The organism is Jatrophihabitans cynanchi (assembly GCF_027247405.1).
Taxonomy (GTDB): Bacteria; Actinomycetota; Actinomycetes; order Mycobacteriales; family Jatrophihabitantaceae; genus Jatrophihabitans_B; species Jatrophihabitans_B cynanchi.
On sequence record NZ_CP097463.1, the window covers coordinates 4196263 to 4217219 of the forward strand.

18 protein-coding genes are annotated in these 20957 nt (G+C 70.5%); 14 read left to right on the forward strand and 4 right to left on the reverse strand.

Annotated features, from left to right (window positions below):
- The first annotated feature begins 119 nt into the window (after positions 1-119).
- The 5 genes from secD (at position 120) to dinB (ending at position 7572) form a co-directional block, all read left to right on the forward strand.
- Positions 120-2201 (forward strand): protein translocase subunit SecD, encoded by a 2082-nt coding sequence (gene secD, locus M6B22_RS20420; RefSeq protein WP_269443414.1) that lies wholly within the window; start codon positions 120-122, stop codon positions 2199-2201.
- Complete coding sequence (secF, locus tag M6B22_RS20425) at positions 2201-3289, forward strand: protein translocase subunit SecF (RefSeq protein WP_269443415.1); 1089 nt, start codon at positions 2201-2203, stop codon at positions 3287-3289. Before secD ends, secF begins: the two co-directional genes overlap by 1 nt.
- Complete coding sequence (locus M6B22_RS20430; RefSeq protein ID WP_269443416.1) at positions 3286-3837, forward strand: adenine phosphoribosyltransferase; 552 nt, start codon at positions 3286-3288, stop codon at positions 3835-3837. The genes secF and M6B22_RS20430 overlap by 4 nt, the downstream gene beginning before the upstream one ends.
- 85 nt (positions 3838-3922) lie before the next feature.
- The gene (locus M6B22_RS20435) at positions 3923-6364 is read left to right on the forward strand and encodes a RelA/SpoT family protein (RefSeq protein ID WP_407935754.1); all 2442 of its coding nucleotides are present in this window, start codon (positions 3923-3925) and stop codon (positions 6362-6364) included.
- Between the two features lie 17 nt (positions 6365-6381).
- Positions 6382-7572: a DNA polymerase IV gene (gene dinB, locus M6B22_RS20440; protein WP_407935562.1), complete on the forward strand. Its 1191-nt coding sequence runs from the start codon at positions 6382-6384 to the stop codon at positions 7570-7572.
- A 6-nt stretch (positions 7573-7578) separates the two neighbouring features.
- On the opposite strand, the gene M6B22_RS20445 is transcribed toward dinB, so the two are convergent.
- Positions 7579-8349, reverse strand: a complete 771-nt coding sequence (locus tag M6B22_RS20445; RefSeq protein WP_269443419.1) for a peptidylprolyl isomerase — start codon at positions 8347-8349, stop codon at positions 7579-7581.
- Positions 8350-8381: 32 nt separating this feature from the next.
- Positions 8382-9113 carry an FKBP-type peptidyl-prolyl cis-trans isomerase gene (locus M6B22_RS20450; protein WP_269443420.1) on the reverse strand — a complete coding sequence of 244 codons (732 nt, stop codon included), beginning with the start codon at positions 9111-9113 and terminating at the stop codon, positions 8382-8384.
- Between the two features lie 475 nt (positions 9114-9588).
- Between M6B22_RS20450 and M6B22_RS20455 the strand changes: the two genes are divergently transcribed.
- Positions 9589-9813, forward strand: coding sequence for a hypothetical protein (locus M6B22_RS20455; RefSeq protein ID WP_269443421.1), 225 nt, complete (start codon positions 9589-9591; stop codon positions 9811-9813).
- A gap of 18 nt (positions 9814-9831) precedes the next feature.
- Here M6B22_RS20455 and M6B22_RS20460 read toward each other — a convergent pair whose 3' ends face one another.
- On the reverse strand, positions 9832-11193 hold the full coding sequence (locus tag M6B22_RS20460; protein WP_407935646.1) for an IS256 family transposase: 1362 nt from the start codon (positions 11191-11193) through the stop codon (positions 9832-9834).
- Positions 11194-11429: 236 nt separating this feature from the next.
- Between M6B22_RS20460 and M6B22_RS20465 the strand changes: the two genes are divergently transcribed.
- The 4 genes from M6B22_RS20465 (at position 11430) to aspS (ending at position 16512) form a co-directional block, all read left to right on the forward strand.
- The gene (locus tag M6B22_RS20465) at positions 11430-12647 is read left to right on the forward strand and encodes an HNH endonuclease signature motif containing protein (RefSeq protein WP_331459755.1); all 1218 of its coding nucleotides are present in this window, start codon (positions 11430-11432) and stop codon (positions 12645-12647) included.
- 63 nt (positions 12648-12710) lie between these two features.
- A complete protein-coding gene (locus M6B22_RS20470) occupies positions 12711-13376 on the forward strand; it encodes an MBL fold metallo-hydrolase (protein WP_269443422.1) in 666 nt (221 codons plus the stop codon).
- Positions 13373-14737 carry a histidine--tRNA ligase gene (gene hisS / locus M6B22_RS20475; RefSeq protein WP_407935755.1) on the forward strand — a complete coding sequence of 455 codons (1365 nt, stop codon included), beginning with the start codon at positions 13373-13375 and terminating at the stop codon, positions 14735-14737. Before M6B22_RS20470 ends, hisS begins: the two co-directional genes overlap by 4 nt.
- Positions 14734-16512, forward strand: coding sequence for an aspartate--tRNA ligase (gene aspS / locus M6B22_RS20480; RefSeq protein ID WP_269443424.1), 1779 nt, complete (start codon positions 14734-14736; stop codon positions 16510-16512). The genes hisS and aspS overlap by 4 nt, the downstream gene beginning before the upstream one ends.
- Positions 16513-16515: 3 nt before the next feature.
- On the opposite strand, the gene M6B22_RS20485 is transcribed toward aspS, so the two are convergent.
- A complete protein-coding gene (locus M6B22_RS20485) occupies positions 16516-18312 on the reverse strand; it encodes a putative Ig domain-containing protein (RefSeq protein WP_269443425.1) in 1797 nt (598 codons plus the stop codon).
- Positions 18313-18487: 175 nt separating this feature from the next.
- Here M6B22_RS20485 and M6B22_RS20490 point away from each other — a divergent pair, with 175 nt between their 5' ends.
- From M6B22_RS20490 to M6B22_RS20505, 4 genes are read left to right on the forward strand one after another with little or no spacing between them, the layout of a single operon-like run.
- Entirely contained in the window at positions 18488-18823 is a 336-nt protein-coding gene (locus M6B22_RS20490; protein ID WP_269443426.1) for a hypothetical protein, read from the forward strand.
- Between the two features lie 53 nt (positions 18824-18876).
- The gene (locus tag M6B22_RS20495; RefSeq protein ID WP_269443427.1) at positions 18877-20250 is read left to right on the forward strand and encodes a replication-associated recombination protein A; all 1374 of its coding nucleotides are present in this window, start codon (positions 18877-18879) and stop codon (positions 20248-20250) included.
- A gap of 50 nt (positions 20251-20300) precedes the next feature.
- A complete protein-coding gene (locus tag M6B22_RS20500; protein WP_269443428.1) occupies positions 20301-20714 on the forward strand; it encodes a DUF948 domain-containing protein in 414 nt (137 codons plus the stop codon).
- On the forward strand, positions 20714-20956 hold the full coding sequence (locus tag M6B22_RS20505) for a hypothetical protein (protein ID WP_269443429.1): 243 nt from the start codon (positions 20714-20716) through the stop codon (positions 20954-20956). The genes M6B22_RS20500 and M6B22_RS20505 overlap by 1 nt, the downstream gene beginning before the upstream one ends.
- Position 20957 lies beyond the last annotated feature (1 nt).

Consider the following 20957-nt stretch of genomic DNA (forward strand, 5'->3'; position numbering starts at 1 on the left):
CGTGCGACGGGTTGACAGGTGGCGTCGGTCATACTGTCTGCCGAGCCGTAGCGCGCGAAGCCGCCAGACCGCGCTCGCGTAGCCCTGCCCGCACCACGACGTCGAGGAGAACACCTTCCGTGGCACCACCTGCCGGAACGCTGCGCGTCGGGCGCTACTTCCTCGCGCTGCTCGCGATCGTCGCCGTGCTGTACATGATCGTGTTCTGGCCCGGCGCCCGGCACACCCCCAAGCTCGGCCTGGACCTCGAGGGCGGCACTCAGGTGATCTTCACCGCGAAGGCCCCGGGCGGAAAGACCCCGTCCAGCTCCTCGATGCAGCAGGCCAAACAGATCATGGAGGACCGGGTCAACGGCTCCGGCGTCACCGAGGCCACCGTGGTCATCCAGGGATCGGACCAGATCGTCATCTCCATCCCGGGCAGCAACGAAACCGACGTGTCCAAGCTCGGCGCGGCCGCCGTGCTGAACCTGCGCGGCCTGGTCGCCCCGGCCGTCCCGGTCACCTGCACACCGATCCCCACGACCGGATCGAGCGGTTCCACCAGCCCGTCCAGTTCGCCGTCGCCGGCCGGCAGTAGCAGCCCGGCGGGCGCCCAGCCGAACCCCACCGACTCCGGAGCCGACGCCGGGCACCGCGCGCTGAACCCGCGAGCCAACCGGAACGCCCCGACCACGACGCCCGCGACCACCCCGAGCGGTACCCCGAGCGGCACCGCTCCCGCGGCCGCCGCGCCGACCTGCTCGGCGACCCCGTTCGCAGCCCTGGAGAAGAGCGGCGTCACGATCCCGACCAGCGAGGCCGCGTACGACAAGCTGCCCAGCGCGCAGCAGTCGGCGATCTCGGCCGCGTTGGCGGACTTCGACTGCGCGTCCGCACAGAACGAGCCGGACCTCAAGGACAGGTACTTCGTCGCCTGCGACCCCAGCGGTGCCGCCTTCCTGCTCGGCACGGTGATCGTGCCCGGGCACGAGATCGCCTCCGCGTCCGCCGTCGCCCCGAACGTCTCGAACGGCCAGACCGACTGGACGGTCGCGCTGGACATGAAGACGTCCGGCCAGGCCGCCTGGGGCAAGTACACCTCCGCGCACAACATCGGCGGCGCAGACTCGGCGGGCGCGAGTCCGACCTCCTGCGGTACGTCCACCGGAACTCCGTGCGCCGACTTCGTCGGCTTCACCCTCGACGGCGTGGTGATCTCCTCGCCGGTGAACATCAACGCGATCAACGGCGGGCAGACCCAGATCCAGGGCAGCTTCACGCCGAGTTCGGCGCGGGATCTGGCCAACAAGCTCAAGTACGGCGCGCTGCCGCTGTCGTTCAAGGCCGACCAGCAGCAGACGGTGTCCGCCACGCTCGGCACCTCGCAGCTCAAGGCCGGCTTACTGGCCGGCGGCATCGGGCTGATCCTGGTCGTCATCTACTCGCTGCTGTACTACCGCGCGCTCGGGCTGGTCACCATCGCCTCGCTGATCGTCTCCGGCATCTTGACGTACGGCTGTCTGGTGCTGCTCGGCACGCAGATCGGGTTCACGCTGAGCCTGGCCGGCATCGCCGGCTTCATCGTGGCCGTCGGTATCACCGCGGACTCCTTCGTCGTGTTCTTCGAACGGATAAAGGACGAGGTGCACGAGGGCCGCACCATGCGGGTGGCCATCCCACGTGCCTGGACGCGTGCGCGCCGCACCATCTTGTCCGCGGACACCGTCTCGTTTCTGGCCGCCGCGATCCTGTACTACTTCGCCGCCGGTGACGTGAAGGGCTTCGCGTTCACCCTGGGCCTGTCCACCGTGCTCGACCTCGCGGTGGTGTTCTTGTTCACCCACCCGCTCGTCTCGTGGCTGTCGCGGAAGAAGGCCTTCGGTTCGGCACGGTTCACCGGCCTGAACGCGGTGCGCGAGGGCGGCGTCGCGACCTCGGAGGAGCCGAGCCGCAAGCCCGCCCGGCGGGCCCCGGAGACGGACAGCCGTGGGAAGGTCGCGATCAGCAAGTCCTCGGTCGCCGTCCTGGACGCCGAAGCCGACGAAGCTCCGGCCGAGTCGGGTACGGCTACCGCTGACGCCCCGGCCGTGGACGAGACGCAGGCTCCGCCTGCCCCCACGGCGTCCGAGGAGTCCGTGTCGGCCGCCCCCGAGGGCGGTACCGCCGCCGAACGCGCAGCGGCCCGGCGAGCCCGGCTGCGCGAGAAGGGCGGCAAGTGATGTCGGTCTTTCGCCGGCTGTACCGCGGTGAGACGCGGATCAACTTCATCGGCAGCCGCAAGCGCTGGTACTTCGCCTCGCTGGTGCTCATCGCCATCTGCCTGTTCAGCTTCATCTTCCGTGGCTTCAACTACGGCGTCGAGTTCGCAGGCGGCACCCAGTTCCAGGTGCCGGTCACCGGCACCAGCATCAGCACGAACGACGTCGACCACGCGTTCGGCAAGGCCGGGACAAAGCCGGCCGACGTGCCGCAGGAGGTCGGCTCGGGCAGCACCCGGCAGATCATCGTCAAGACCGAGACGCTGACCTCGAACGAGCAGAAGGCGCTGACGGCGAACGTCCAGCAGCAGCTCGGTCTCAAGCAGGACATCTCGGTGACGTCGGTGAGTTCCAGCTGGGGGCACGACATCACCGTCAAGGCCGTCCAGGGCCTGATCGTGTTCCTGATCGTGGTGTCGATCTACATCTCACTGCGCTTCCAGTGGCGGATGGCGGTCGGCGGAATCCTGGCGCTGCTGCACGACCTGATCGTCACGGCCGGTGTCTACTCGATCATCGGCTTCGAGGTCACCCCGTCGACGATCGTCGGCCTGCTCACGATCCTCGGCTTCTCGCTGTACGACACGGTCGTCGTCTACGACAAGGTGCGCGAGAACGCCAAGAACATCCTGGCCGGCTCGCGGATGACCTTCGGCGAGGCCGCGAACCTCGCGGTGAACCAGACGCTGATGCGCTCGATCAACACCTCGCTGATCGCGCTGCTGCCGGTCGCCGGGTTGCTGTTCGTGGGCGTGGGCGTGCTCGGTGTCGGCACCATCGAGGACCTGGCGCTGATCCTGTTCGTCGGCCTGGCCACCGGCGCCTACTCCTCGCTGTTCCTGGCCACGCCGATCGTGGTCGACCTGACCGAACGCGAGCCGGAGTACAAGGCGCTGACCAAGCGCGTGGTCGCCAAGCGGTCCGCCGACGCCAGACGCGCCGCCGAGGCCGAGCTGGTCGGCGCCGAGCCGGTGGCCCGCAAGCGCGCGGCGAGCGGGCCCGCGCCGGCCCCACGTCCGGGCGCGCGGCCGCAGCGCCGGCGCAAGTGAGGCCCGACGGCGACGCGGGCGCGGAGGTAGCCGGGCTGGTCCACGCGTTGCTGCGGGACGTGCCGGACTTCCCGCAGCCGGGCATCGTGTTCAAGGACATCGCGCCGCTGCTGGCCGACGGTGCCGCGTTCGGCGCCGCCATGGCCGCCCTGGCGACGTTCGCCGCCGGGGTCGACGCGGTGGACGTCGTCGCCGGTGTCGAGGCGCGCGGCTTCGTGGTGGCCGGCGCGCTGGCGCACCGGCTCGGCTGCGGCCTGGTGCCGGTTCGCAAGGCGGGCAAGCTGCCGCCGCCGACCATCCGGCGCGGCTACGAACTCGAGTACGGCACGGCCGAGATCGAGGTGCCGGTCGGGCTGCTGTCCGGCAAGCGGGTGCTGCTGGTCGACGACGTGCTGGCCACCGGCGGCACCATGCTGGCGGCCGCCGGGTTGATCGCCGAGGCCGGCGGCACCGTCACCGGCCTCGCCGTCCTGCTCGAACTCGGCTTCCTGAACGGCCGCGAACGGCTGGGCACGGCCGCGCCGGTTCACGCGCTGCTGCGGATCTGAGCCCCGCGCTACCTGCCGCGCCGTAGACTCGGCGTGGAGAAGGAGACTCGGCGAGGCAGAGTTCGCGCGGGAGGAGGCGATCGCCCTGGCAACGGACGCAGCGCCCCCACAGGCGGCGGTCGCGGCCGAAGCGGCCCCGGCCGACGCGATGCCGCCGGCCGACACAGTGCTGCCGGCCGAGCGCGCTGCGTCCGGCGAAGTCGGCGACACCGCGGCCGAAACCGGCACCGGGCTGGTCCCGCTGCTGAACGGTGGCGCCCTCAGCCCCACGCACCGCCGCCGGGTGCGGGACCGGCTCGCCCGCCGGCTGGCCAATGCCCCGCGCCAGTCGCAGGTCAAGCCGGTGCTCGAACCGCTGCTGGCGATCCACCGCGGCGCGCACCCCAAGGTCGACGCGCGGCTGCTGCAGCGCGGGTACGACGTCGCGGAGCAGTGCCATCGCGGCCAACTGCGCAAGAGCGGCGACCCGTACATCACCCACCCGCTGGCGGTGGCGACGATCCTGGCCGAGCTGGGCATGGACACCACCACCCTGGTCGCGGCCCTGCTGCACGACACGGTCGAGGACACCGGCTTCACGCTCGATGACGTCACCAGCCAGTTCGGGTCCGACGTCGCGCACCTCGTCGACGGCGTCACCAAGCTGGACAAGGTCAAGTTCGGCGAGGCCGCCGAGGCCGAGACGATCCGCAAGATGGTCGTCGCGATGGCCCGCGACCCCCGCGTGCTGGTGATCAAGCTCGCCGACCGCCTGCACAACATGCGCACGCTGCGCTTCCTGCCGCCGGCCAAGCAGGTGCGCAAGGCGCGTGAGACGCTCGAGGTCCTCGCCCCGCTCGCCCACCGGCTCGGCATGAACACGGTCAAGTGGGAGCTGGAGGACCTGTCCTTCGCCACGCTGTACCCGAAGCGCTACGACGAGATCGTCCGGCTGGTCGCCGAACGCGCGCCGTCCCGCGACATCTACCTGACCGAGGTCATCGACCGCATCAACGCCGACCTGCGCGACGGGGGCATCAAGGCCGAGGTCACCGGCCGGCCGAAGCACTACTACTCGATCTACCAGAAGATGATCGTGCGCGGCCGCGAGTTCACCGACATCTACGACCTGGTCGGCATCCGGGTCCTCGTTGAGAGCGAGCGTGACTGTTACGCGACGCTCGGCGTGATCCACGCGAACTGGCAACCCGTCCCGGGCCGGTTCAAGGACTACATCGCGATGCCCAAGTTCAACATGTACCAGTCGCTGCACACGACCGTCATCGGTCCTGGCGGCAAGCCGGTCGAACTGCAGATCCGCACCTTCGCGATGCACCGCACGGCCGAGTACGGCATCGCGGCGCACTGGAAGTACAAGGAACACAAGAACGTCGACGTCGCCGAGCCGTCGGGCATGTCCGACGAGATGGGCTGGCTGCGCCAGTTGCTGGACTGGCAGCGCGAGGCGCAGGAGCCGGAGGAGTTCCTCGACTCGCTGCGCTACGACCTCGGTGCCGCCGAGGTGTACGTGTTCACCCCCAAGGGCGACGTGATGGGCCTGACGGCCGGGTCCACGCCCGTCGACTTCGCCTACGCGGTGCACACCGAGGTGGGGCACCGCTGTATCGGCGCGCGGGTGAACGGCAAGCTCGTCGCACTCGAGTCGACGCTGGACAACGGCGACACGGTCGAGGTGTTCACGTCCAAGGCCGAGAACGCCGGGCCCTCGCGCGACTGGCTGGCGTTCGTGAAGTCGCCGCGGGCACGCACCAAGATCCGGCAGTGGTTCGCCCGCGAGCGGCGTGAGGACGCGATCGACGCAGGCAAGACGGCGCTGTCGAAGGCGATGCGCAAGGCGGCGTTGCCGATGCAGCGGCTGCTCGGCGGAGACCAACTGCTGACGCTGGCGCACGACATGCACCTGCAGGACGTCTCCGCGCTGTATGCCGCGATCGGCGAGAGCCACGTCTCGGCCGAGTCGGTCGTCAAGAAGCTGGTCGTGCAGCTCGGTGGCTCCGAGGGGTCCGTCGAGGACATCGCCGAGGCGACCATCCCGCAGGTGCTCGCGCCGTCGGTGACCAGGCGGACCAGCGGCGACGTCGGCGTGGTGGTCAAGGGCGTGTCGGACGTGTGGGTCAAGCTGGCCCGCTGCTGCACCCCGGTGCCCGGGGACGACATCCTGGGGTTCGTGACCCGGGGTGGGGGAGTGTCGGTGCACCGGCGCACCTGCACCAACGCCGCCTCGCTGCAGGAGGAACCGGACCGGTTGGTCGAGGTCGAGTGGGCGCCGTCGGCGAACTCGACGTTCGTGGTGTCCATCCAGGTCGAGGCGCTGGACCGGCACCGGCTGCTCTCCGACGTCACCCGGGTGCTGTCGGACGAGCGGGTCTCGATCCTGTCCGCCAACGTGAGCACCAACCGCGACCGGGTCGCGGTCTCGAAGTTCACCTTCGAGATGGGCGAAGCCAAGCACCTGGCCAACCTGCTGCGGGCGATCCGCAACGTCGAGGGCGTCTACGACGTGTACCGGGTGCACTCGACCAACTAGCGCGTTAATGCGAACATGTGTTCGTGAGCGTGGCCGCGCACATCCTGCACGCCGACCTGGACGCCTTCTACGCCTCGGTCGAGCAGCGTGACGACCCGGCGCTGCGCGGCCGGCCGGTGGTCGTCGGGGGCGGGGTCGTGCTCTCGGCAAGTTATGCGGCCCGCGCCTTCGGGATCCGCTCGGCGATGGGCGGCGCCCAGGCGCGCCGGCTGTGCCCGGCCCTGACCGTCGTGCCGCCACGCTTCGAGGCCTACAGCGCGGCGAGCAAGGCGGTGTTCGCCGTCTTTCGCGATATGACGCCGCTCGTGGAGGCGATGTCGATCGACGAGGCGTTCCTGGACGTCGGCGGGCTGGCCCGGCTGTCCGGGACGCCGGAGCAGATCGCCGCGCGGCTGCGGTACCGGGTTCGCGTCGAGGTGGGCTTGCCGATCACCGTCGGGGTGGCCCGCACCAAGTTCCTCGCCAAGGTCGCGAGCGGGGTCGCAAAGCCCGACGGCCTGCTCGTGGTGCTTCCGGGGGCGGAGCTGGCGTTCCTGCACCCGCTGCCGGTCGAGCGGCTCTGGGGCGTCGGCGCGGTCACGGCGGACAAGCTGCGCAGCCGCGGGATCCGCACCGTGGGCCAGGTGGCGGCGCTGGACGAGGCGACGCTGGTCAGCATGCTGGGACGAGGTGCCGGCCGGCACCTGCACGCCCTCGCCCACAATCGCGATCCGCGGCCGGTGCAGGTCGGCCGCCGGCGAGGCTCCATCGGCTCGCAACGCGCGCTCGGCCGCCGGCGCCGTACCGCCGCGGAACTCGACGCCATCGTGGTCGCCCTCGTCGAGCGGATCTGCCGTCGGCTGCGCACGGCCGGACGCCGCTGCCGGACCGTGACGTTGCGGTTGCGCTTCGATGACTTCAGCCGCGCTACGCGATCGCGCACCAGTGGCCGCGCCACCGACGAGACGGCGGCGGTGCTCGCATCGGTGCGCACCCTGCTGGCGGCCGCCGCGCCGGTGATCGAGGCCGCCGGCCTGACCTTGATCGGGGTCGCGCTGAGCAACCTCGACGACCGCGACGCGATGCAGCTGGAGTTGCCGTTCGGCGCTGCCATCGCGGTCGACGCCGCAGCGGATCGAGTGCGTGACAGGTTCGGCGCGGCCGCGCTCACCCGCGCCGTCCTGCTCGGCCGTGACCCCGGTCACGAGGTGCCACTGCTGCCGGACTGAGCGCGGTTACTTGGTCAGCGTCATCGAGGTGATCTCGGTGGCCAGCTTCGGCGCGCCGTCGGTACCGGACGCCGTGCCACCCGCGGCGACCTTGGTGACCGTGTCCAGGCCCGAACTGACCGTGCCGAAAACGGTGTACTGCTGCGCGCCGAGGTGCTGCGCCAGGTTGGGCGAGTCCTTGTAGACGATGAAGAACTGGCTGCCGCCGCTGTTCGGCTGCTGGGTGCGGGCCATCGCGACGGTGCCGGCCGGGTAGGTCTCGTTCCCGGTCGCTTCGTCCGGGACCGTGTACCCCGGACCGCCGCTCCCGGAGCCGGTCGGGTCGCCGCACTGCAGGACGTAGATGCCGCTCGTGACCAGCCGGTGGCACGGCGTGTTGTCGTAGTAGTGCTGCTGCACGAGCGAGACGAAGCTGGCCACCGTGCAGGGTGCGGACGCGCGGTCGAGCGAGACGGCGAGGTTGCCCTGCGTGGTCTTGATGCGCACGCCTACGGTGCCCGTGCCCGGGACCGACGACTTCGGCAGGTCGACCTTCTTGGCTGCGGACCCGGCTCGGGTGAAGCTGCACGGCACGGAGCCCGCCGCCGCGCCGCCCTTGTTGTTGTCGTTGGTGACCGACACGACGAAGACGACCACGATCGCGATGACGATCAGCGTCCCCACGACGGAAGCGATCAACGTGCTCCGCCTTCGCGCCGCGTCCTTCTCGGCGCGGCGTTGCAGCTGCCGCTCCAGGTGACGGCGCGCGGCGTCCTGACGCTGCTTGTTCGTCGGCATGTCAGCCGTCCTTCGGTTCGGGGAGGCTTCGATCAGCCGCTGGTCTTCACCAGATCGACCACGAACACGAGCGGTGCGTTCGGCGGGATCCCGCTGCCGGGCTGCGGGCTCGCGCCGTACCCCAGCGCGGCGGGCATGATGATGATCCGGCGTCCGCCCACCTTCATCGGGGCGATCCCGTCGGTGCCCCCGATGCCCTGGGTGAAGCCCGGCACGACCCCGGTGAGTGAGAAGTCGACCGTCTTGTCGCCATGCTCGGCCGGCCCGTCGAACTCGGTGCCGTCGCAGTACAGCACGCCGGTGTACTTGACACTGACGCTCGAGGTGGGCGTGGCCGCGGCGCCCTTGCCCACCACCAGGTCCTTCACCTGCAGCGTCGTCGGCGCCGCGGTGCCGGCCGAGCCGACCGAGGGCGGCTTGCTGAGGTCGGTGGCGCCCTTGACGGTAACGCCGTTGAAACTGACGGCGGCGCCTGCGCCGGTCGCCGTCGGCACCGGCTTCGCGCCCGCCGCACCACACGGATTCGCTGCCGCGGTCGGCGTTGCAGAGGCGGCCGGCGTGTTGCCGGCAGCGGCTGGCTTCTTGTTGTCACCTCCGGTGGCGACCACGATCACCACGATGACCGCGGCGACCACGACCAGAGTGCCGGCGACGGAGGCGATCAGGGTCAGACGCTTGCGGGCCGCCTCACGCTCGGCACGGTGCTGGAGCTGGCGTTCGAGGTGTCGGCGGGCCGCGTCACGGCGCTGCTTGTTCGTCGGCACGATAGACGTCCTCCAGATGATCGCGGGCTGCGGCGGTCTTGGCGCAGTGTACGGAGCCTGGATTTACGCCAGCTGAGGTGCTGCCGGGTCACCTCTGCGTGTCGGTTGCTGCCGGGCTGCGGCAGGCGCGCTGCGTGAACAACGCATCCGCCGGACGGGACCGGCTCGTGGCCGGTTGCCGCTGCCCGGGTCGGCTCCCGTGCGGGTTGCTGGGCGTCGAAGTGCGCGGCGACCGGGTGGTCGGGTGCTCGGTCGGGTTGCCGCTGCTGGATCGCGGTCCGGTCGTGGTTGCGCTCCGTCAAGACGCGGCGACGAGGAGTCGGGTGCTGGCTTGGCTTGCGTTGCTGGGTCGCCTTCCGACGGTGGCGTGCGTCGGGTCCGGACGTCGTAGTTCTGTCGGGACCTGCCGATAAAATAAGGCGAAAGTCGGTCCAAACGGGTTGACATGTCGGGATGATGCTGTAGAATCAGACGCATGGGCGAATCCGACCAGATCATGGTTGACGGGATCACCGTCGACCTAGTCGACCCCGCCCAATGCACCCCACTACCCACCAGCTCGGACGTGCTGCACCGGCCCGACCAGGCTGCCGGCGCGGCGAGCGTGCTGCACCCGTCCGGTGCGGTGTTGACCGCGGTGGAGTCGCTGCTGCCGGGCCGGCTCTCGGACACCGGCGAGCCTGTCAAGTCTTCTGTGTAAGTGGTCAAGATCGTTGGGTTAGAGGCCGGCGGGGAGCCGGCCGGGGTAGGCCAGGTCGAGGGCGTTGATGGCGGCGCGCCAGCCGGTGGTGGTGGCGCCTTCGATCAGGCGGGGCGGGGCGGTGCGCTTGTTCGCCGGCTTGCCTTTGTCCTTCTCTCGCAGAGCGGCGCGCTTGTCTTCGATGTCGAGGATGGCCAGCCAGATGAGCTTGATGATGGCGTCGTCATTGGGGAACTGGCCACGGTTCTTGATGATCTTGCGGAGCTGGTAGTTCAACGACTCGATCGAGTTGGTGGTGTAGATGACCTTGCGAACCTCCAGTGGGAAGGCCAGGAACGGCACGAACCGGTCCCAGGCTCGTTCCCACGCTGCGACGGTGGCGCCGTACTTCTTGCCGAGTTCGGAGTCGGCGAACGTGGTGAGCTCGTCGAAGGCGGCGTCGGCGTTGACCGCGGTGTAGATCGGCTTGAGCGCCGCAGCGACGGCCTTGCGGTCGTTGTAGGACACGTAACGCAGCGAGGCGCGAATCAGGTGGACCACGCAGGTCTGCACCACTGTCTGCGGCCAGGTCGACTCGACCGCCTCTGGCAGCCCGACCAGGCCGTCGCAGCAGGCGATCAGCACGTCGCGCACTCCGCGGTTGCGCAGCTCGCCGAGCACCTGGTTCCAGAACCGAGCGCCTTCTTGCTGCTGAACCCACAAGCCCAGCACGTGCTTCACGCCGTCGGTATCGACGCCGATCACCACGTGACAGGCCTTGTTGCGCACTACGTTCTGGTCGCGGACCTTCACCACCAGGGCGTCGATGAAGATCACCGGATAGACCGCGTCCAGGGGACGGGTCTGCCAGGCCTTGACCTCTTCGAGGACCTCGTCGGTGATCTTGGAGATCGTGTCATGGGACAGCTCGGTGCCATAGACCCGCTGCAGGTGGTGGCCGATGTCGCGCACCGTCATCCCACCGGCATAGAGGCTGATGATCATGTCCGACAGGCCGCCGAGGCGGCGGGTCCCCTTCGGTACCAGCCGGGGCGTGAAGCTGCCGACCCGATCCCGCGGCGTGTCCAGATCGACCGGCCCGACCTCGGTCAACAACGTCTTCGGCGTCGACCCGTTACGGGAGTTGCCAGACCCGGCCCCGGCCGGGTCACCACGCTCGTAGCCCAAGTGATCGGTGAGCTCGGCCTCGAGTCCACGCTCGAGCACCGCCTTGATCATCTCCGGCAGGAACCCGCCGTCGCCGGTCAACGCGACACCGTCGTCACCGACCTTCGACATCAGATCGTCCAGCCAGCCCTGCCCGGCCATCTCGGCCACCAGCTTGCGCGCCGCCACCCGCGCCGGTGGCACCGGCTCGTCCTTGCGGCTGCGCTTGGCCATGTCCTCCAGTGTCGCCGACACCAGCTGATCGGCCACCGCCGACGGCACCTCGTTCACCGCAGCGGCCCGGCCGCCCGGCATCATCGTGATCGTCATGATCGTGTTCTCCGATCTGTGCGACAGCTCCCGCAGGAGCCTCCCGCACGGGGTTAGCTCAACCCCTCACACAGACCATCTGACACGCCCACACCGGCCTGATCGACGCCCTCACCGCCTGTGACCGGCTCCGGGCGTTGGTGGATGCCAAACAGAGCGAGCTGCTCGCCGAACTCGCCCACCGCGACCCCGATGGTGAGCAGTTCCTGTGTGAGGAGGCGGCGCTCGCGCTGCACCTGGCACCGGCCACCACCCAGGACCGATTGGACACCGCAGCAGAACTGACCTCGCGGTTGTGGGACACGTTCGACCTGCTGCGTGCCGGTCACCTGTCCGCGGTGCACGCCCGCATCCTGGCCACCGCCACCGTCGACCTGCCCGATCCGGTGGCCGCGAAAGTCCAGGCCCAGGTCCTGAAGCGGGCACCCGGACAGACACCGGGTGAGTTCCGCGCCGCCGTGCGCCGGGCGGTCGCCAAACACCACGCGAAGAGCCAGAACGAGAAACACCGCGCTGCGGCTGCGCAACGGCACGTGCGGCGCGAGCAGGTCGAGGACGGGATGGGCTGGCTGACCCTGTTCGCGCCCGCCGACGGCATCGAAACCGTATGGACCGCCGTCAACGCCTGGGGCACGAAGACCAGCCGGCAAGACCAGCGCACCGCCGACCAACGCCGCGCCGACGCCCTCGTCGAGATCTGCACCGCCGCCCTGGCCCTGCCCGGCCTACCCGCCGAACACGGACTACGCCCGAGCGTGAACGTCACCCTCGCCGCCAGCACCCTGGCCGGGACCGACAACCAACCCGGCTACCTCAACGGCGAACCCGTCCCCGCCGACATCGCCCGGCGCCTCGCCACCCAACCCGGCGCCCAGCGCCACTACTGGCCCGTCGACCAGACCGGACACCTCCTCGACCAAACCTGCCCGCACGCACCCACAGCACCCACAGCATCCACGGTGCCGACCGGGCCGGCGCTCGACAGCAGCCTGATCACCCACCGCTACCAACCCACCACCACGATCACCCGACACGTCATCACCCGCGACCAACGCTGCGTCATGCCCGGCTGCCGACGCAGAGCCCACACCTGCCAGTTGGATCACCGCACACCCTGGCCCGACGGCCCCACCAGCGTGACCAACCTCGAACCCCTCTGCAAAAGGCACCACGACCTCAAACACCACGCCGGCTGGACCCTCACCCGCACCCCCGACGGCACCTACCACTGGACCTCGGCCACCCGACACCACTACCACTACCGACCACCCGAACTACCCACACCCCAACCCGAACCCGAACCCGAACCACCGAAGCAGACCGGACCCGACCCCAACGACCAACCACCACCGTTCTGACCTTCGCAGTCTCGGTAGGCTGGGCAGTCGTCCATCCGTCGAGAGCTTCAGGAGCGTCCGGCCGTGCTCATTGCGGGTTTCCCGTCCGACGCGACCGCCACCAACTGCTGGGTCGTCGCCCCGGCCGACGGCGAGCAGTGCGTCGTCATCGACCCCGGTATCGGCGTCCGCGGCCGGTTGGACGAGGTGATCGCCGAGCACCGGTTGCACCCCATCGCCGTCCTGCTCACGCACGGGCACCTCGACCACACCTTCTCCGTCGTGCCGGTGTGCCAGGCGCGCGACGTTCCCGCCTACATCCACCCGGCCGACCGCAGCCAGCTCGCCGACCCCTGGTCCGGGCTAGGCATGCCCGCCGGCACACCGCTGTTCGGCGCGCTGACCTTCGCCGAGCCCGACGACGTGAAGGAACTCGGCGACGGCGAGAAGATCTCGCTGGCCGGTCTGGACTTCGCCGTCCGGCACGCGCCAGGGCACTCGGCCGGGTCGGTGGTGTTCAGCCTGAGCGGTGACGACGACGAGCCGCGACTGTTCTCCGGCGACGTGCTGTTCGCCGGCTCGATCGGCCGCGTCGACCTGCCGGGCGGCTCGATGGCCGCCATGCAGACCTCGCTGCGGCAGGTGATCTGGCCCATGGACGACGCCACCGCCGTGCACCCGGGTCACGGCCCGGCCACCACCATCGCCCGCGAACGAGCCACCAATCCGTACCTGCAGGGCCTGGCCTGATGCCCACCACCTCGCTGTCGGGCTTTCCGGAACTGCTGCCGTCCGAACGCTTCGTCGAACTCGCCGTGCTCGACCGGCTGCGGACGATTTTCGAACTGCACGGCTTCGCGCCCATCGAGACGCGCGCCGCCGAACCGCTCGAACAACTGCTGCGCAAGGGAGAAATCGACAAAGAGGTATACCTCCTGCGCCGGCTGCAGGCGGATACCGAAGAGGATCAGCCGAAGTCGTCCGATTCCGTTCTCGGGCTGCACTTCGACCTCACCGTCCCGTTCGCGCGCTACGTGATCGACAACGCCGGGCATCTGCAGTTCCCGTTCCGCCGCTACCAGATCCAGAAAGTCTGGCGGGGCGAGCGACCGCAGACCGGCCGCTACCGCGAGTTCACCCAGGCCGACATCGACATCGTCGCCAAGGACGCCCTGCCGTTCCATCACGACGTCGAGATCGCCCGGGTCATGGCCGAGGCCCTCGGCGCACTGGAGTTCCTGCCCCCGCTGCGCCTGCAGGTGAACAACCGCAAGCTCATCGAAGGCTTCTTCCGCGGCATCGGCGCCACCGACATCGGCGCCGTGATGCGTGCGATCGACCGCCTCGACAAGGTGCCGGCCGACGTCGTCGGCAAGGAACTGACCCAGGTCGCCGGCCTGAGCGATGCGCAGGCGACGGTGTGCCTGCAACTGGCGGACATTCGCAGCACCGACCTCGCTTTCGTCGAGCGTGTGCGCGCACTCGGTGTGCAGCACGACCTGCTCGACGCAGGCCTGGCCGAACTCGCAGCCGTCATCGAAGGCTGCGCCACCATCAACGGGGTCACGGTCGAGGCAGATCTGCGCATCGCCCGCGGCCTGGACTACTACACGGGCACCGTGTTCGAAACCCGGATGAGCGGGCACGAGTCGCTCGGTTCGATCTGCTCCGGTGGCCGGTACGACGCTCTCGCGACGGACGGCAAGAGCACCTACCCCGGCGTCGGCATCTCGCTCGGCGTCACCCGGCTGCTGATGCCGCTGTTCCAACAGGGCGTGCTGGCCGGCTCGCGGCCGGTGCCGTCAGCGGTGCTGATCGCGCTGCCGCACGACGACGACCGGTCCCGTTGCGATGCGCTCGCACAGCGCCTGCGCAGCCGGGGCATCGCGACCGAGGTGGCGGCCGCCGCGCAGAAGTTCGGCAAGCAGATCCGCTACGCCGAACGTCGCGGCATCCCGTACGTTTGGTTCCCCGGGGACGCCGACGAGCCCGGGACGGACACCGTGAAGGACATCCGCTCCGGGGAACAGGTCAGCGCCGACCCGGACGCCTGGTTACCACCGGAGAACGACCTGCGCCCGCAGGTGATCATGCAGAGAGTGGAGCGATGATTCGCAACCGTGAGGCGGGGACGCTGCGCGCATCCGACGCCGGGCAGACCGTGACGCTCGCCGGCTGGGTGGCCACCCGCCGCGATCACGGGGGCGTGACGTTCATCGACCTGCGCGACGCGAGCGGGTCGGTCCAGGTCGTGCTGCGCGAGGCGGACGTCGCACACGACCTGCGCAACGAGTGGGTCGTGGCCATCACCGGCGAGGTGCGGCAACGTCCGCAGGGCAACGTCAACCCGGCGATCCCGACCGGCGAGGTCGAAGTCGTCGCCGCCACGCTGGACGTGCTCAACGAGTCCGCCGCGCTACCGTTCCAGGTCGACGAGCACACCGAGGTAGGCGAGGAGGCCCGGCTCAAGTACCGCTACCTGGACCTGCGCCGGCCCGCCCCCGGTGCGGCGATCCGCTTGCGCAGCAAGGTGAATCGGGCCGCGCGTGACGTCTTGTACCGGCACGACTTCATCGAGATCGAGACGCCGACGCTGACCCGGTCCACTCCCGAGGGCGCGCGCGACTTCCTCGTCCCGGCGCGGCTGCGACCCGGCAGCTGGTACGCGCTGCCGCAGTCCCCGCAGTTGTTCAAGCAGCTGCTCATGGTCGCCGGCATGGAGCGGTACTTCCAGATCGCGCGCTGCTACCGCGACGAGGACTTCCGCGCCGACCGGCAGCCGGAGTTCACCCAGCTCGACATCGAGATGAGCTTCGTCGACCAGGACGACGTGATCGCGCTCGCCGAGGACGTCCTGGTCGCGCTGTGGGCGCTGATCGGGCACGAGGTCAGCACACCGATCCCGCGGATGACCTACTACGACGCGATGGACCGCTACGGCAGCGACAAGCCCGACCTGCGTTTCGGTCTCGAGCTCGTCGACTGCACCGCCTTCTTCGCCGACACGCCGTTCCGGGTGTTCCAGGCGCCGTACGTCGGCGCCGTGGTCATGCCCGGCGGTGCCGCGCAACCGCGCAAGCAACTGGACGCCTGGCAGGACTTCGCCAAGCAGCGCGGCCACCGCGGCCTGGCCTACGTGCTCGTCGGCGAGGACGGCGAGCTGGGCGGTCCGGTCGCGAAGAACCTGTCCGGCACCGAGCGGGCCGGCCTCGTGGCACACGTCGGCGCCGCGCCCGGCGACTGCATCTTCTTCGCGGCCGGCGGAGGCAACTCCGCGCGCTCGCTGCTCGGCGCCACCCGGCTGGAGATCGGCAAGCGGGCCGGGCTGATCGACGAGGCGCTGAAGAATGGGAACGCGTGGTCGTTCGTCTGGATCGTCGACGCCCCGCTGTTCGAGCCGACCAGCGACGCCGAGGCCGCGGGTGACGTCGCTGTCGGCTCCGGCGCCTGGACGGCCGTGCACCACGCGTTCACCTCGCCCAAGCCCGAGTCGCTTGACACCTTCGACACCGACCCCGGCAGCGCCCTCGCCTACGCCTACGACATCGTCTGCAACGGCAACGAGATCGGCGGCGGCTCGATCCGAATCCACCGCCGCGACGTGCAGGAACGGGTGTTCAAGGTGATGGGCCTGGACGAGGCCGAGGCGCGCGCCAAGTTCGGCTTCCTGCTCGACGCGTTCGGCTACGGCGCACCACCACACGGCGGCATCGCGTTCGGTTGGGACCGCATCTGCGCGCTCCTGTCGGGCACCGACTCGATCCGCGACGTCATCGCCTTCCCCAAGACCGGCGGTGGCTACGACCCGCTCACCGCCGCCCCCGCGCCGATCACGCCCGAGCAGCGCAAGGAAGCCGGCATAGACGCCGTCCCCGAGGACCAATAGCTGCTAGCGGTGCACCCGCACGCGGTGGGCGTGCCGGGTGTAGCCGGCGTAGTAGCTGCGCGTCGCCGTCACGCTGAACGAGATGCGGTGGCCGCGGTACGACCGTGGGATCACGAAGGTCCGGTGCGTCGCACGGCCGATCGCGTGGCCGTCCACGTACCAGCGGATGCGCCAGCGCACCGACACGTGCGCACCGTGCGCGGTGTCACGGCGGAACGTGCCCCACGTCGCCCGTACCCGGTGCCCGGGCTTGAGCACGCCGTGCACGCGCGGCGTCGCCGACGTGACGACACGGTGCCGGCGCACCGTCCAGTAGAAGGCGGTGCCGGCCGCGGCACCGCTGCTGTCGCGTGCCGTCACGGTGACCCGGTACCTGCCCGCCGACCGCGGGACACCGGTGAGGTAGCCCGTGCTGCGCAAGGTGATCCCGGGCGGTACGCCGGTGGCGCTGTAGCGGATCGGCAGGCGTTGCGAGCTGGTCGCCGGCACGCGCACGTTCGCCGCGGTGCCCGCGAAGCCGGTCACCGAGCCCGGGCTGTGCACCGTCACCGTCGACCGCGGGACCGGAGTGCTCGCTCCCTGACCGAGGCCGAGCAGGCCGTTCGGTGTCCCGACACCGGTGGGACCGTCCCAGCCGGCGCCACCCTGGCAGAGCAGGTTGCCGCAGCTGCCGTTCGAACCGGACGTCACGTCGTTGAACGCACCGGCATGCGCGTACGGGTAGGCCACGGCTGCGGTACCGCCGGGGCCCGGGCCGTTGATCGCCTCCATCGCCGCGATGATCGGCGCGCCGGCGGACGTGCCGCCGTACACGCTCCAGCCGCCGTTCACGTACACCGCCACGCCGGTCGCCGGGTCGGCGACCACCGCGACGTCGTTCGTCGCCCGCGCGCTGCACGCCGCGCGCAGCGCGGTGATCCCGGCCTGCCACGTGGGCTGCGTCTCATACAGCGAGCAGCCGGACCCGGTTGCGCCGTAGCTGCCGCCCCACACGCTCTCACGCCAGCCGCGTGCCGTGCTGGTGTCGCGATACAGCGCGGTGCCGCCGACCGAGATGACGTTCGACAGCACCGCGGGCCAGCCGGTGCCGTAGCCGTTGTCCCCGCTCGCCGCGACGTACGTCACGCCCGCAGCGGCGAGATAGCCGTCGAGGTCGGACTGCCCGGCGAACTCCGCACCACCCCAGGACAGCGAGATGAACCGCGCGCCGAGCGCGGCCGCCTTCTGGACGGCGAGCTCCAGGTTCGGCGCACCGGAACTGTCGTCGTCGTCGGCTTCCACCAGCAACAGGTGACAGCTCGGGCAGATCGCCGACGCCATCTGCAGATCCAGGTTGATCTCGCCGGCCCACCCCGAGTTGTAGGCCGGCAGCGGGGCCGCGTCGCCGCCCTGGTTGACCTTGCGGAAGCACCCGTTCGCGCTGGTGCACGGCGCAAGCCCGTACTGTTCCCGGTAGGCCGTGAGGTTCGCCTCCGCGTCGGGCTCGTCGTACGCGTCCACGATCGCGATCGTGGACGTCGAGGTGGTCGCAGGCACCCGGTACGCCGCGCGCAGGTCGGCCGGGCCGAAGCCGTACGGGACGGCCAGTGCCGATCGCGTGGTGAGCCGCGTCGGGCCCGGCTGCATCGCCAGGCACCACTTGCGCCCGGGCAGTCGCGGGCACAGCGGCACGCTCGTCGCGGTCGCTGGTGCGGCCGCAGCCCGGGCGCCGGAAGCACCCGGCCCGGCCACGACGACCGGGGCCGCAAGCGTGCTCAGGAGCGTGATCGCGGCAAATGCGATCACGGCGGTTCGGCGCATCGAGGACCTACTTCTGCAAGCTGGAACGTTCCACAAGATCGATCGGCACGCCGCAGCGTGAGCTGAGCCGATGGGCGGGCCGAACGTCCCGGTGCGGACGGGACGTTCGCGCCTGCTGGACGGAACTGGGCGGGTCGATCATCAAGGGTGAGCCCGTCGATCGCTTGGAGACGCCATGAGCACCCTGCCGCACGACCTGACCGATCTCTATCTCGCCCCTGTCCTGCTCGCGGTGCAGGCCAGGATCGAAGAACTCGGCGCCCTGCCGCTGCCGGATCTGGCCATCCGGATCGGGCTGGATTCGGACCTGGCCGACTGGACGCCCACGATGCGCGACGACGCCCTGCTGCGCACCGTCGGGCACCTGCTCGACCTGCACGACTGGGAACTGTCCTGGGACCGGTACGGGCTGAAGGTGTCGCACGACACGCACAGCGTCGTGCTCGGGGTGCCGAAGACATTCGCCGACTTCCGGGTCGGGCTGGCCCGGCGTTTCGGCACCGCCGTCTGATCGTCCCGCCGCGCGCCGCGTGCCGGTGAACCGGCGGTCCCTACGCTGGACGCATGACGCTGTTCGAGCCGGAGCCGCCGCAGGCCGAGGCGTTCGACCCCACGGCGCCGCTCGCGGCCCGGATGCGACCGCGCAGCCTGGACGAGGTCGTCGGCCAGGACCACCTGCTCGCGCCCGGCTCGCCGCTGCGCCGCCTGGTCGAGGGTGACGCGCCGATGTCACTGATCCTGTTCGGTCCGCCGGGGACCGGCAAGACCACCCTCGCCCAGATCGTGTCCGGGGTGACGCAGCGCCGCTTCGTCCAGCTGTCGGCGCTGAACGCGGGGGTGAAGGACGTCCGGGCCGTCATCGAGCAGGCGCGCACCGACCTCGGTCGCTCCGGCCGGCAGACCGTGCTGTTCATCGACGAGATCCACCGCTTCTCCAAGACCCAGCAGGACTCGCTGCTGCACGCGGTGGAAGCCCGGCACGTCACGCTGGTCGCGGCGACCACCGAGAACCCGTTCTTCTCGATCGTCTCGCCGCTGCTCTCGCGCAGCCTGCTGCTCAGCCTGCAACCGCTGGACGAGGACGCGATCGGGCTGCTCGTGGACCGGGCCCTGTCCGACGAGCGCGGCCTGGCCGGTGCGGTCTCGTTGGACGAGGACGCGCGCGCCCACCTGCTGCGGATCGCCGGCGGCGACGCGCGGCGCGCGCTCACCGCGCTGGAGGCCGCCGCGGGAACGGCTGCCGCCGAGCAGCGGGATCGCATCGGTCTGGCCATGCTCGAGCAGGCTGTCGACACCGCGGCCGTCCGGTACGACCGGGACGGTGACCAGCACTACGACGTCATCAGCGCCTTCATCAAGTCGATCCGCGGCTCGGACGCCGACGCCGCGTTGCACTACCTGGCCCGGATGATCGAGGCGGGGGAGGATCCGCGGTTCATCGCCCGACGCCTGGTCGTGCACGCCAGCGAGGACGTCGGGCTGGCCGACCCCACCGCGCTGCTCGCGGCCACCGCGGCGGCCCAGGCGGTGCAACTGATCGGCATGCCCGAGGCGCGCATCAACCTGGCCCAGGCCACCATCCACCTGGCCCTCGCGCCCAAGTCCAACGCGGTGGTCGCCGCGATCGACGCCGCGCTCGCCGACGTCCGGGCCGGGCTGGCCGGAACCGTGCCGCCCGCGCTGCGCGACGCGCACTATGCCGGGGCGCAGCAGCTCGGTCACGGCAAGCGGTACCGCTACCCGCACGACGCGGCCGAGGGCGTGCTCACCCAGCAGTATCCGCCGGACGAGCTCGTCGGGCGCGACTACTACCAGCCCGCCGACCGCGGCGCAGAGCGGTACCTGGCCGAGCGGCTGCCCAGGCTGCGCGGGGTGGTGCGCGGGACCGCCCCGGCCGAGCGGGCCGGCGGTGCCGAGCGGTCAATGCCGCAACCGTGACCCGATAGGGTCAACAGGTTGCCTGCCACACCGAACTCAGGAGGGCTTTCATGTCCGGAGGGGCCATAGCCGCGCTCATCGCGGCCATCGCCTTCGCGGTGCTCGTCCTGCTGCTCGCCATCCCGCTGCTCAAGCTGGGACGCACGCTGGACGAGGCGACGCTCGCGATCCGCAAGACGCACGAGGGCGCCACCCCGCTGCTGGGCGAGGCGCAGGGCACCATGACGCAGGTCAACGCCCAGCTCGCCCAGGTCGAGGGGATCGCCAAGAACGTCAACGCGATGACCACCAATGCGGCTGCCATGTCGGCGGTCGTCTCCAGCACCCTCGGCAGCCCGATGATCAAGGCGGCGGCGTTCACCTACGGGGTGCGCAAGACGGTCCGCGGCCGGCGCGACGCCGACACGCTGCGCGAGGCCCGCCGCCGGCGGCGCGGCGCCTCGCGGCGGGGAGGTGAGCGCTGATGCGCCGGCTGTTCTGGCTCGCCATGGGCATCACCATCGGCGCCCTGATCGTGCGCAAGCTCTCCAAGCTCGCCGAGCGGTTGACCCCGCGCGGCATGGCCGGCGGTATCGGCGCGGGCCTGGCCGAACTGGCCGACGCGCTGCGCGAGTTCGGGGCGGACGTCCGGACGGCGATGCGCGAGCGCGAGGCCGAACTGCGCGAGAGCACCGGGCTGGACGGGCAGCTCGGCAAGGTCGGCTAGG

What these genes read in the sequence shown, in the direction of transcription:
- M6B22_RS20505 (WP_269443429.1), top strand. Translation starts at nt 20,714, where the DNA reads ATGCGCCGGCTGTTCTGGCTCGCCATGGGCATCACCATCGGCGCCCTG.
- M6B22_RS20445 (WP_269443419.1), bottom strand. Translation starts at nt 8,349, where the DNA reads ATGCCGACGAACAAGCAGCGTCAGGACGCCGCGCGCCGTCACCTGGAG.
- M6B22_RS20460 (WP_407935646.1), bottom strand. Translation starts at nt 11,193, where the DNA reads ATGGCCAAGCGCAGCCGCAAGGACGAGCCGGTGCCACCGGCGCGGGTG.
- M6B22_RS20455 (WP_269443421.1), top strand. Translation starts at nt 9,589, where the DNA reads ATGGGCGAATCCGACCAGATCATGGTTGACGGGATCACCGTCGACCTA.
- M6B22_RS20495 (WP_269443427.1), top strand. Translation starts at nt 18,877, where the DNA reads ATGACGCTGTTCGAGCCGGAGCCGCCGCAGGCCGAGGCGTTCGACCCC.
- M6B22_RS20485 (WP_269443425.1), bottom strand. Translation starts at nt 18,312, where the DNA reads ATGCGCCGAACCGCCGTGATCGCATTTGCCGCGATCACGCTCCTGAGC.
- aspS (WP_269443424.1), top strand. Translation starts at nt 14,734, where the DNA reads ATGATTCGCAACCGTGAGGCGGGGACGCTGCGCGCATCCGACGCCGGG.
- secF (WP_269443415.1), top strand. Translation starts at nt 2,201, where the DNA reads ATGTCGGTCTTTCGCCGGCTGTACCGCGGTGAGACGCGGATCAACTTC.
- M6B22_RS20490 (WP_269443426.1), top strand. Translation starts at nt 18,488, where the DNA reads ATGAGCACCCTGCCGCACGACCTGACCGATCTCTATCTCGCCCCTGTC.
- M6B22_RS20500 (WP_269443428.1), top strand. Translation starts at nt 20,301, where the DNA reads ATGTCCGGAGGGGCCATAGCCGCGCTCATCGCGGCCATCGCCTTCGCG.